At 41.7% G+C, this 12,204-nt stretch carries 6 protein-coding genes and 2 pseudogenes; 5 read left to right on the top strand and 3 right to left on the bottom strand.

The features are described from left to right. Nucleotides 1-230: 230 nt before the first annotated feature. Both B9G53_RS03370 and B9G53_RS03365 read right to left on the bottom strand, forming a co-directional pair. A complete protein-coding gene (locus B9G53_RS03370; RefSeq protein WP_254923534.1) occupies nt 231-428 on the bottom strand; it encodes a transposase in 198 nt (65 codons plus the stop codon). Between the two features lie 107 nt (nt 429-535). Continuing rightward, nucleotides 536-1,144: pseudogene (locus B9G53_RS03365) on the bottom strand (SpvB/TcaC N-terminal domain-containing protein); the annotation flags it as partial. Between the two features lie 53 nt (nt 1,145-1,197). Here B9G53_RS03365 and B9G53_RS26635 point away from each other — a divergent pair. Beyond that, nucleotides 1,198-1,314, top strand: a pseudogene (locus tag B9G53_RS26635) (transposase); the annotation flags it as partial. A gap of 110 nt (nt 1,315-1,424) precedes the next feature. Further along, on the top strand, nt 1,425-1,622 hold the full coding sequence (locus B9G53_RS26630; RefSeq protein WP_141211691.1) for a hypothetical protein: 198 nt from the start codon (nt 1,425-1,427) through the stop codon (nt 1,620-1,622). Nucleotides 1,623-1,781: 159 nt separating this feature from the next. On the opposite strand, the gene B9G53_RS03355 is transcribed toward B9G53_RS26630, so the two are convergent. After that, complete coding sequence (locus B9G53_RS03355; protein WP_094529115.1) at nt 1,782-1,988, bottom strand: hypothetical protein; 207 nt, start codon at nt 1,986-1,988, stop codon at nt 1,782-1,784. A gap of 33 nt (nt 1,989-2,021) precedes the next feature. Here B9G53_RS03355 and B9G53_RS03350 point away from each other — a divergent pair, with 33 nt between their 5' ends. The 3 genes from B9G53_RS03350 to B9G53_RS03340 all read left to right on the top strand — a co-directional run bounded on the left by B9G53_RS03350 (nt 2,022) and on the right by B9G53_RS03340 (nt 11,856). Continuing rightward, a complete protein-coding gene (locus tag B9G53_RS03350; protein ID WP_094529112.1) occupies nt 2,022-3,791 on the top strand; it encodes a ShlB/FhaC/HecB family hemolysin secretion/activation protein in 1,770 nt (589 codons plus the stop codon). A 191-nt stretch (nt 3,792-3,982) separates the two neighbouring features. Further along, nucleotides 3,983-9,196, top strand: coding sequence for a filamentous hemagglutinin N-terminal domain-containing protein (locus tag B9G53_RS03345; protein WP_094529109.1), 5,214 nt, complete (start codon nt 3,983-3,985; stop codon nt 9,194-9,196). Nucleotides 9,197-9,216: 20 nt separating this feature from the next. Further along, nucleotides 9,217-11,856 (top strand): CHAT domain-containing protein, encoded by a 2,640-nt coding sequence (locus B9G53_RS03340; protein ID WP_176453075.1) that lies wholly within the window; start codon nt 9,217-9,219, stop codon nt 11,854-11,856. Nucleotides 11,857-12,204 lie beyond the last annotated feature (348 nt).

The raw sequence follows: 12,204 nt of genomic DNA, 5'->3' as shown, positions 1-12,204 counted from the left end.
TCCAAAACCTCGCGGTAAGTCTCTTGGTTGGAAATCTGGACGCAAGCGAGATCCTTTTCCGCGCTTTCCCATCATCAAAAAACGCGCTTCTCGTCAAAAAAAGGTCAACAAAGACAACCCTAATACCTAATCCTAAATATTCTCCTTTTCATTCTCTTGGATTTGCTCAGTTCTCCATTCTCTGGGTTGCTTCTTCCTGCTCTTTTTCTGATTTTCTTAATCAACTTAGTCTAGACTCCAGTAGGGACAGTACACTGGGGTAAATCTTTGGGTAAGTCTGCCCAATTACATCCTTGCTTGAGTTGGTAAAATACTCCATCTAATATTTGCCGTTTTGTCCATTTTGGCGGACAAGTTTTCTTTTTTCTCGGCAACAGAGGTTCGATAATCTCCCACTCTTTATCGCTTAGTCTGCTGCTATATCCCATTTTTGACCTCTTTTCTTACTCTTCCTAAGATACCAAATGGGTTCTATATTTCGTTCAAAAAGATACCAAATGGGTTCTATACGCTTCAGATATCGATTGACCGATCAGCTCTCTATAGTCCGATTCCGCTCTTGCGCCTGCGAGGTTTTCACCTCCTCTGAATTTTCTGGCTTGTAATCGTAGCGAATCGCATTACCCTTGTCATCATAGCTCTCGCAGATCAGCCAGCTAAAGACATGGGTAAGATTGTCAGGATCGGCAATGCGGCTCTCACTTGTCTTGCCTTAAAGCGTAGTAATGTTGTCTTTAGAAATCGATCGCCAATGTGCCTCTCCTGCATCAAGTTTTGTCCAGCGTTCGATCAGGGCAAATAATCCCTCAATCCGGGGACGATATTTGCAAATGCGGTAGCCGTCTCGTAATGTTTCATCCACTGTGCCATCTGTTTTCAGAACAGGCACCAGATCTTCCGCACCCGAAAGAATGAAAATATCGGACTCTTCAGCATCCCAGTAGCGCGGCAACCCTTTGTCAGTCTTGCGCGTAATCGATGGTAGCGAAAGATTCCAACCCAGTCCAAAGATGCCATTGCCTGCACCAGAATCATAGGAAAGCGACAACTGGGGAGCAAAACCCGAACGGCTAGGACTAGTAGCGATCGGTATGCTCATCGAACTAGTCCCAGTTACGGGATTAGCCGCAAACTTTTCACCCATACCTTTTATTGCTCCACCACCCTTGACATTTAATACTATTAGTTATACAGACAATTGAGTCGGTTAGCGCAAAGGTCTTGTTTTTGCCTACCTATTCTCCTGAGTTAAATCCCATTGAAATGCTTTGGTCAAAACTCAAGGCTTTTTTACGTAAAATTAAGCCTAGAACTAGAGCGGATTTAGATACTGCTGTTTCTTGTTTCATTGCTTCTCTTCAGCAAAAAGACCTTCTTGGCTATTTCCTTGAAACTGAAGCTCGTGCCGTATTCATCTGAAAATTGTGCAATATCTTTTAGCTCACTGGAGCACTCAATGGTCGCTTCCTCCTGTCTTGGACTGGAAATCTGCCTCTGATTTAAACCTTTCGGTTTTATTCCCTTCTGTTCTTTGGTTGAAACTTCTCAAATATATCCAAATTAGTGCCGATATTGCTGCTCATCATGGATTTGTAATTGTTCTCAAACCTATTCCCACTTAACACTTTTGGGAATAGTGCAAGATCTGAGTTAACCTTCTTGCTAGGTTAGTTGCTTATACCTATCGCAAGACTAAACCTGCCTTAGATCTTCTCTTCAAAGGTTTACCCGCTCTTCCTCCTGCCATCTTTTAGTTCGTTTAACTCAAGTTAACAAAGGGCTTAATCCCCTTGTCTGCCAGCAATTCTATTTATAAAAATCGGTTTTTTGAAAGCCCGCCGTTGGCGGGCTTTCAAAAAACCGATTTTGGTGTTTCCAGCGCCTAAGACGCTGGAAACACCAAAATCAGTTTCATAATGAGAATTGCTGCTTGTCTGCTCAAATACTTGATCAAATGACCAAAGCCTAGTAAATTGCTGACCAACCAATCCACTATTGCAGTCATGTAGGTGCTTGTTGTTATGTTGGAACTTTATGGATGGTTGGGCTTGCAGAAAAAAAAATTAACGATTTTTAGAGCAACAATTTATACAGGGTTAGGCTTAACTAGCTTTGTTGCGTTTACACTGCCAATATCGGCGCAAACAGATCGAGCTAACTCCCTAACACCACAAATTATTACGCCTAATCTGCGATCGCCTTCACCACAACTACCAGACCAGACACCAGCACCGCTTCCGTCACCTGATGAATTGTTAAATCCTTCTCGTGAGCCTGTCACTCCTCAAAAAGAAGTACCTGTAACTGGAACGATTACGGTCAATCGATTTGAAGTTTTAGACAGCACCGTATTTACAAAAGCAGAACTTAATCAGATTCTGAACTCCTTTACTAAGCGACCAATTACTTTTTCGGAACTGCTGCAAGCGCGATCGCAGATTACAGATTTATATACAAGCCGAGGATATATAACCTCAGGAGCTTTTATTCCTACCCAAAACCTCCAGAATGGGGTAGTGCAGATTCAGGTAATTGAAGGAGGGCTGGAAGACATAAAAGTAACTGGGGTTGAACGGTTAAGTCCAGACTATGTGCGATCGCGGATGAATATTGCAACAGGCGCACCCCTTAATCGCGATCGCTTGATTCAAGCCCTCCAAGTTCTCCAAATCAATCCCTTAATTGCCAGCATATCCGCAGAGCTATCAGCAGGAACACGCGCTGGGCAGAACATTCTGGAAGTACGGATTAAAGAAGCAAAATCTTTGGAAGTACAATTATCTCTAGATAACAACCGCGCTCCCAGTGTTGGTTCATTGCGTCGCAAAGTCCAAGTTAGTGAAGCAAATTTAACGGGACTGGGCGATGCGCTAAATGTTGCCTATAGCAATACCGATGGAAGTAATTCCTATGATCTCAGCTATACATTACCGATTAATCCCTACAATGGCACGATCGCTTTTGCGTTTAATAATGGTAATAGCAACGTTTTGGAAAAGCCTTTTAATATATTGGATATTTATGCGAATTCCACATCCTATGACCTGACTTTTCGGCAACCCCTTGAGCAAACCCCTAGTCAAGAAATAGCACTCGGTTTCACGGCTTCCTATCGCGAAAGTTTAACTAGTTTGTTAAAGATTCCATTCCCTTTGTCCGCAGGAGCAGACGATAATGGCGTAACTAAAACTACAGTTTTACGGACTTTTCAAGAATTTACGCAGCGCTCTAGTCAGTCAGTAATTTCTTTGCGATCGCAGTTTAGTCTAGGACTAGGCGGCGTATTTGGCTCCAATGTAAATACTAGCTTTCCTGATAGTCGCTTTGTTGCATGGCGTGGACAGTCGCAGTATGTAAATTTACTTGCACCTGATACTTTTCTGTTACTACGAGGAGATCTGCAATTTGGAGATCGCGCCCTGCTACCTTCTGAGCAAATTGGGTTTGGAGGACAAGATACCCTACGCGGTTATCGTCAAGATGTATTGCTAGGCGATAATGGACTAAATCTATCCGCAGAGTTGCGAGTACCAATCTTGCGTGTTCCTGAATGGGAAGGTTTATTACAAATAGTTCCATTTGTTGATGCTGCCGCCGTATGGACAAGTTCAGGAGAAGCAAACTCTAGTTCCAATACATTATTAGGTACTGGTTTGGGTTTACGTTGGCGAGTTGGCAATACTTTAGATCTTCGGCTCGATTATGGTATTCCTTTGATTTCTGTACCAAATAGTCGAAATACAGCGCAAGAAAATGGGCTTTACTTCAATCTCAATTTCACAGGTTTTTAAGATATATTAGGACTTACGTAAAAACGCCCTGAAAGCCTCATTTTACCGTAAGGGCAATTCATGAATTGCCCTTACATTTTGTTCTTTTGCGTAAGTCCTCATATTAGTCATTTTGCGGCTTTTTTTATTACTAAGTAATGTTATACTTCGCAAAATAAAGGCTAAAACATTCAGATTGCAGGAGAAAAATCATGATCAAAATCAAGATCAAGGTCATGATAATCGCTTCAGCTTTTTCGATGATAAGTTTTAATTTTTTCTCCCAAGCAAGTTTTGGTCAAAACGCGATCGCGCCCGATGCAACTCTTCCAGTCAATACTTCAGTTAATTTTAATAGTGCAAATAACACCTACACAATCACGGGTGGCACTCAGGTTGGCGTAAATCAGTTTCATAGTTTTCAAGATTTTTCAGTGCCGACTGGGAATACTGCACATTTTGACACTGCACCAACTACAGTTAATGCGATCGGGCGGGTGACAGGCTCAAATGTATCGAATATTGACGGGATATTGCGAACTAATGGAACAACGAATTTATATTTAGTTAATCCAAATGGAATTGTGTTTGGCGCAAATGCAAAGCTCGATATTGCGGGTTCGTTTAGCGCTAGCACGGCAAATAGCATTAAGTTTTCTGATGGTAGCGAGTTTAGTGCGACCAATCCCCAAGCACCACCTTTGTTAAATGTCAATGTGCCACTGGGTTTGCAGTACGGCACTAGCAATACAGGGGCAACGATTAGTAATCGGGGTAATCTCTCGGCGGGTCAGGACTTAGTTCTCAATGCAGATCAATTAGACTTACAGGGAACTTTACGATCGCAGCGAGACTTGACGCTGCAAGCGCAGGATTTGGTGAAGATTCGCGATACTTCTACTAGTCCATTTTTTGCGGTGTCTGGGCGTGATTTACTAATTCAGGGTAATCAATCCGTTGATATTTTTACTTTAAACCATCGTAATAGTGGTTTTTGGTCGGGTGGGAATATGGTGTTGCGATCGCTTAATCCAGTGATCGGTGATGCCCATTTTTATGCGGGTAATAACTTAAAGATTGAGAAACTAAATGGAAGTTTAGGGAATTTAATTAGTCCTAATGATCCAGTGATTTTGGCGAATGGTGATGTTTCCTTAGGAGACTATACAGGAGCATCACTACATATTTTAGCGGGTGGAAGTGTCACGCTCGGTAATGTCACGATTGATAGTACTGGCGATGTTGCGACTACGATTAACCCGAATAATACAACCCTATTTAATGCTACGAAGATCTATGCAGATTTAGCTACTTTTAATTTAACAGACTATCAGACTGTACTAAATAGTGATGGATCAGTTAAGGAGATTTTGCCAGTTCAGGTTCCGATTGCGATTAATGGTAGTACTCAAGCGACTTTAGATGTGCAATCGGGTGTAGATTGGTCGCAGTTGGGTGGCTTGCCAACTAGTCCAACGGTTCTGGGAGCGACTACTGCTAGCTATGTGGATTCTCCTGCTAGAGCAGATATTACTGTGAATGGGAACATTCGGATCAGCCAGTCAGGGGGATTAGTACTATTGACCAACCAGTTCAGTCCCAGTACTTTACAAGGAACAATCTCTACTCAAGGAATTGATACTAGTACGATAGTCGCAGGAGCAACTGGAGGCGATATTCGAGTCTATGGGCGAGGAGATATTGCGATCAACAACGATCCCAATACTAGCGGTCTGTCAGCTTACTCATTTAGCTTCTCTGAAACTGCTGGGAACGGAGGAAAAATTGCGATCGCATCAGACTTCGGAAGTATTACGTTAAACAATTCTACATTGAATTCCTACTCATTCTCCATTAATAATAGTTCAGGAAATGGAGGGGCAATTTCTCTTGCTTCAAATGCTGGCAATATTACGTTAAATGATTCTACATTGAATTCTTACTCATTCTCTATTAATAATAATTCAGGAAATGGAGGGGCAGTTTCTCTCTCTGCAAATTCGGGCAATATTGTATTGAGTAATTCTACATTGAGTTCCTACTCTCGAGCATACTTAGGCAAGGCAGAGAATGGAGGGGCAATTTCTCTTGCTTCAAATGCTGGCGATATTACTTTAAATAATTCCACATTGAACTCTTACTCAGACACTATTGATGGCAATTCAACAAATGGTGGAAGGATCTCTGTTACATCGATCTTTGGGAATATTGCGATCGTTAGCTCAATATTGAACTCATACTCTTTATCTCCATCGAATAATTCAGGGTATGGAGGCGGGATCTCCTTCTCCTCTAAGTTTGGCAATATCACGTTGGCTAATTCTTCGTTATCCTCATACTCAAAATACTTTAACTCGCTATCTTCTATGAATGTAGGTAACGGAGGAGCAATTTCCTTTAGTTCAGGAACTGGCGATATTAAACTTATTGATACGCGATTAGAATCAGATTTGATATCGTTTTCATTCTCTGGAGATACAGACAAAGGGGGCAATGCAGGTTCGATCTCACTTACTTCTAACTCTGGTAATATCACACTAGATAATGCATATTTATCCTCTTCCTCAACAGTTGTGAATGGGTCAGGAGGATCTGGAATTATTACTGTTGCTAATAACTCTGGAAATATCACGCTAAATAATTCCACATTAAGATCAAGTTCAGCCTTTCGGCAGAATGGAGGAGTAGTTACTATTACTAATAACTCTGGTAATATCGCTCTAAACAACTCATCACTTGACTCATCTTCAGGTTCACGATTTAGTTCTGGCAATGGAGGAGATATTTCTGTAATCACTAAAAATGGTAATATCACGCTAGATAATTCAAAATTGAGAGCATCTTCAGATTCTTTTCGAGGAAGCTCAGGGAATGGAGGAGCAATATTGGTCTCTGCTAGCTCAGGTAATATTAACCTTAAAAGTTCATCTTTGTTCTCTTTTTCAAACGCAGACTTTGGAACAGTAGGGAATGGAGGGCAGATTTCAGTTAACACCTTCTCAGGTAGTATTGCTATAAATGATTCGAGATTAGACTCTTTCTCATCATCAATCTATGGAGCAGTAGGCAGTGGAGGGGCGATTTCTATTATTTCCAATTCTAATGATATCTCATTAAGTAACTCTCTTTTTTATTCACACTCGTTCTCCCAATCTAGTACATCTAGTAATGGGGGAGATATATTTTTCTCAGCACCAAACAGTAATATTACGAGTTCTCTTGTAAGTTCGACATTCTCTTTTGCCGTATCAAATTCTGGATTGACAAGCGGGAATGGAGGTGATGTGAACCTTGTAGCAAAAAATCAAATTAGCAACTTAGAAATCTTTACCCTATCATCTGCTGGGCAAGCAGGTATGGCAAACATCTATGGATCGGGTGATCTATCTATTTCTAATCTCCAGATCAGTACGAGTAAAACAATAAACATTCCAAATCCAAGTAATCCTAACGTACCCATTACTTTAGATACTGGTGAACGTGGACGATCTGGAGATGTTGAGATTTCTGGGTTAGGAAGCCTAACCTTTGACCAAACTATTATCAATAGTGCTACTCAAAGCAGTGACCTTGCTGGTAATATTTCCATTACTAGCCCCAGTTTCGTCACTTTCCAAAATAATAGTCAGATCATTAGCAATACTCAGAGTATTGGGAATGCTGGGAATGTTTCAGTTACAGCAAATCAAGGCATAATCTTCAAAGACAATAGTAAAGTCACTGCTACAACCAATGCCCAAGGCAAAGCAGGAGACATAACTATTAATGCCCCCATAGTCAAGATTTACGACGATTCCAAAGTATTAGCTGAAACTAATGGCGCAGGAACAGGCGGCAATATTACAATTAACGCACCTACATCTGTTGACTTAACGCGAGTCCTTGATGCATTTCCAGTTCTATCAGTCCAAACCAATAACGCAGGTAAAGCAGGAAGTATCGTCATTAATACGCCGATCCTCACCCTCACCGATAAAGCAAGAATTACTGCGACTGCTAGCACTACTGCCACTAATCCCGATGGCGGCGGTAGCATTACGCTCAATGCATCCCAAATGAATCTTTTCGGCACAGTCGGGGTATTTGCGGAAACCCAAGGAATATCCCCCGCAGGAACTTTAAGACTCAATCCCTACAGCAATCTTGGCTATATCAATATTGCCTTAGCACCTAATTCCCAAATCTCCGCTTCCACTTCTAGCATCGGCAATGGCGGTGATTTGTTTGTCACGGCTCCCCAATCAATTGCGATCGCAGGACAAGGAAAACTCGCTGTCGAAACAACAGGACTGATGGACAATGCAGGAAAAGCAGGAAATATCACTTTCACTACCAAACAGCTTACTCTCACCGATGGAGTTTTAGTATCTGCTTCCACATCTGGAAGAGGCAAAGCAGGTGATATCTTTGTGAAGGCGGATGACTTTACCATCTCTAACGGCGCACAGATCCAAACTGCGACATCTAGTATTGGGGACTCAGGCAAAATTGACGTAAGAGTGGTGAATCAATTTAATCTCTCTGGATCAAAAACAGGCTTGTTTGCAAATACTTTAGCCAATTCCACTGGACGGGGCGGTGATATCTTTATTGATCCTGAATCCGTCATCCTTCGGGATGGAGCACAAATCGCCGTTGGCAGCCTCGGTGCTGGTATTGGTGGCAATATCACTCTCATATCGAACTTTCTCACCCTGTTAAACGGTTCTTCTATCACTGCCGAAACAGCTAGCGCTAATGGAGGCAATATTACCCTTAACATTCCCTCTATCTTGCTAATGCGCTATGGTAGCCAGATTAGCACCACCGCAGGCACAGCCCTTGCAGGAGGTAATGGGGGGAATATCAATATCACCGCAGGTTTTATTGTGGCTCTCCCCAAGGAAAATAGCGATATCTTCGCAAATGCCTTTACAGGTAACGGTGGCAACATCAACCTCACAACCAATGGTATCTTTGGGCTAGAATTCCGACCTGTCCTCACTCCTTTGAGCGACATTACCGCTAGTTCTCAATTTGGTGTTAATGGAACTGTAAATATCAATACCCCAGGAGTCGATCCTAGTAAAGGATTAACCAATTTGCCTGTAGATATTGGTGATGCCAGTAAGCTTGTTACCCAGAAATGTTTAGCCGATCGCCAAGATAGCGCGTTTGTGATCACAGGTCGAGGCGGTATTCCTGCTAGCCCTGCTGATGTAATTAGTAGTAATAATTTGCAAGAAAATCTAGGTACTCCAAGCAGTCAATTAGCCAGTCAGTCCAGCCAAGTAATGAGCCAATCCCCAAATAAACAAGTTAATCCCGATCGCATTATCGAAGCACAAGGATGGACAATCAATCCCTATGGTGAAGTTTCTCTTGTCGCAGAAGTTCCCCAAGCTATACCTGCTCCCACTTGGGCTAAACAACTACAATGCCGTTGACCAGTAGAGAGCATAAATCTATGAAGCGATTATCACAAAGTTTTACGAAAACCCGAATCACTAGATTTTTGATAAAAATAAGGCTTCGCATTGCTTTTATCAAAAATCTGGGTTTGGTTTTTCTGTTGTTTTTTCTGACTGTATTTATTCAACCCATGTTGGCAAATACTATTACTTCGCCGAAGAGTTCTCAAATAGTTCAAGTAAATTCAGAGCAGCCAAATACATTATTTAATCGCGGTAAGTCCTTTTATCAATTAGGACAATGGCAAGAAGCAATTCAAGCTTGGGAGCAAGCTATAAAACTCTATCAACAACAAAATAACTCCCTAGATCTAGCGATAACTTTTAGCAATCTCTCCCTAGCTCATCAAAAATTGGGACAATGGCAAGAAGCAGAAAGCACGATCGCTCAAAGTTTGCAAATAGCCCGATCGCTAGAAGTTAATCCTGCCAGTCAAAGCGCGATCGCTCAAGCATTAGATACTCAAGGGAATTTATACTTAAGCTTGGGTAAAATCGAAGAGGCGATCGCTGTTTGGCAAGAAGCCGCTATTTTGCACGCTAAACTTGGCAATCTGGATAATCAAATTCGCAATGTTCTCAATCAAGCTCAAGCGTTCAAGGTTCAAGGATTTTATCGGCGATCGCTACAAACTTTAGAATCAATTCAAGCATTATTACCAAAAATTTCTGATGATCTGCTGACAGCGATCTCGCTCCATAACTACGGTGATATGTTGACCACCGTTGGCGATCTCAAACTCGCGCATCAACCTTTAGATAAGAGTTGGGCAATTCTTGAGCGAATTAATAACAATGAACAAAAGAGTATTGTGCTGCTAAGACAGGGAAATCTAGCGCGACTCGAAGGTAATCCCGAAAAAGCAGCAGAATTTTATAAAAATTCTGCACAAGTAGCAGGGCGATCGCTAACCAACTTACAAGCCCAATTGAATCTATTTAGTTTGCTAATTGATTCTAATGATTGGCAAGAAGCGGTAGAGATGCGATCGCAAATTGCACTCTTATTATCAAATCTAGAAACAAGTCGCGAGGCAATCTTTGTAAGAATCAATTATGGTGAAAGCTTATTAAGGCTCACGAAGTTAGTCCCTCAAACAGTAGCCGATTCTTTGTTAGCCGAAGCCGCAAAAATATTAGCAGTTTCAGTCCAACAGGCTAAATCCATCAACGATAGTCGCACTATTGCCTATGCGATTGGTAGTCTTGGCAATGCTTATGAACAAAGCAAACAAATCGAAGAATCTCAAAAGCTCACTCAACAAGCTCTAGTGATCGCCCAAAGTATCAATGCAACCGATATCGCCTATCGTTGGCAATGGCAATTAGGAAGACTGCTCAAGGCTAAGGGTGATATCAAGGGCGCGATTCTTGCCTATACAGAAGCTGTCAATGGTTTGCGCCAATTACGCAGCGACCTCGTATTTGTGAATCCCAATGTCCAATTCTCATTTCGGGAAACTGTGGAGCCAGTCTATCGGCAACTTGTGAGTTTATTGCTGCAAGATGATACAGGTGATAAACAGAACAACTTAATCAAAGCTCAAGCAGCGATCGAATCGTTGCAAATTGCCGAACTAGTTAATTTCTTCCGTTCTGACTGTCTCAATGCTGCCCAAGTGGACATTAATCAAATTGATAGAACTGCGGCTGTAATCTATCCGATCATTCTCGAAGACCGATTAGAAGTAATCCTCAGTCTGCCCAATCAACCGCTCCGCCACTATGCCAGTAACGTCACAGCAGCAGAAATCGATGATATGGTCATCGATTTACGACTAAACCTACGCGATCCCTCTTCGCAAGATTATCTCTCCAATGCTCAAAGAATTTATGATTGGTTAATTCGTCCTGCTACTGGTGCGATCGCCCAAAGTCATGTCAAAACCATTATTTTTGTTTTAGATGGTTCTTTAAGAAATATTCCCATGTCCGTTTTACATGATGGTAAGCAGTTCTTAGTTGAGAATTACAGCATTGCCCTCACGCCCAGTCTGCAACTCCTCGACCCCAAACCGATCGCTAAGCAAAAAGTTATCGCCCTAATTGCTGGTTTGACTGAGGCAAGACAAGGATTTTCAGCATTGCCAAATGTTAAAGATGAATTACAAGAAATTAACAAACAAGTTCCTTTAAGTTCGATCTTTCTTGATGCTAGTTTTACGAAGCAAAATCTTACCAAAACTCTGACATCACTGACTTTTCCAATCATACATCTTGCTACTCACGGCAACTTCAGCTCTGAAGCTGAAAACACTTATTTGCTTACTTACGATGGAAAGTTAACCATTGAAAATCTTTATCAGTTGTTACGTTCTAAAAACCGCAGTGATTTAGAACCAATTGAATTATTGATTTTGAGTGCATGTCAAACGGCTGTGGGAGATAAGCGTGCGGCTCTAGGCTTAGCGGGAATGGCGGTACGAGCAGGAGCGAGAAGTACGATCGCCTCGCTCTGGTCGGTTGATGATGAAGCTACTTCCAAGTTTATGATTGCTCTCTATCAAAGTTTATCCTCGGCTAATGTCACCAGAGCCGAATCCTTAAGACTAGCCCAACAGTCTTTGCTCAAAAATGAAAAATATGATCATCCCTATTATTGGTCTCCCTTTGTATTGCTCGGTAACTGGCTATAGCAATTGTTCTAATCAAAAACCAAATAAATGAAGGCGGCGCTTCGCGCCGCCTTCATTTATAGAACCCATTTGGTATCTTAGGAAGCTTTAGCAAGGCGCTTAAGCATAAACCTGATAAAGCAAAGATGAATTCTCGCATTAGCGTTGTCTAAAGTTCTGTCAAAGTTTTTGACCAGACTTTTACAACGATCCATCCAAGACATTCATTGAGCGTAAGAGTCGCTATTGGATTGAAGCAAAAGCAGGGTTCAAAAATACTAAGGGACTTGCGAGGAAATAAGATACCAATCAATTAGGAACAATGGTTATATCCCATTTGGGTAAAGTATCAGAACGTTGCCAAAATGG

This window comes from Pseudanabaena sp. SR411 (assembly GCF_002251945.1).
Lineage (GTDB): Bacteria > Cyanobacteriota > Cyanobacteriia > Pseudanabaenales > Pseudanabaenaceae > Pseudanabaena.
This window is presented reverse-complemented; position numbering and strand designations above follow the sequence as displayed.

What these genes read in the sequence shown, in the direction of transcription:
- B9G53_RS03345 (WP_094529109.1), top strand. Translation starts at nt 3,983, where the DNA reads ATGATCAAAATCAAGATCAAGGTCATGATAATCGCTTCAGCTTTTTCG.
- B9G53_RS03350 (WP_094529112.1), top strand. Translation starts at nt 2,022, where the DNA reads ATGTTGGAACTTTATGGATGGTTGGGCTTGCAGAAAAAAAAATTAACG.
- B9G53_RS03370 (WP_254923534.1), bottom strand. Translation starts at nt 428, where the DNA reads ATGGGATATAGCAGCAGACTAAGCGATAAAGAGTGGGAGATTATCGAA.
- B9G53_RS03340 (WP_176453075.1), top strand. Translation starts at nt 9,217, where the DNA reads ATGAAGCGATTATCACAAAGTTTTACGAAAACCCGAATCACTAGATTT.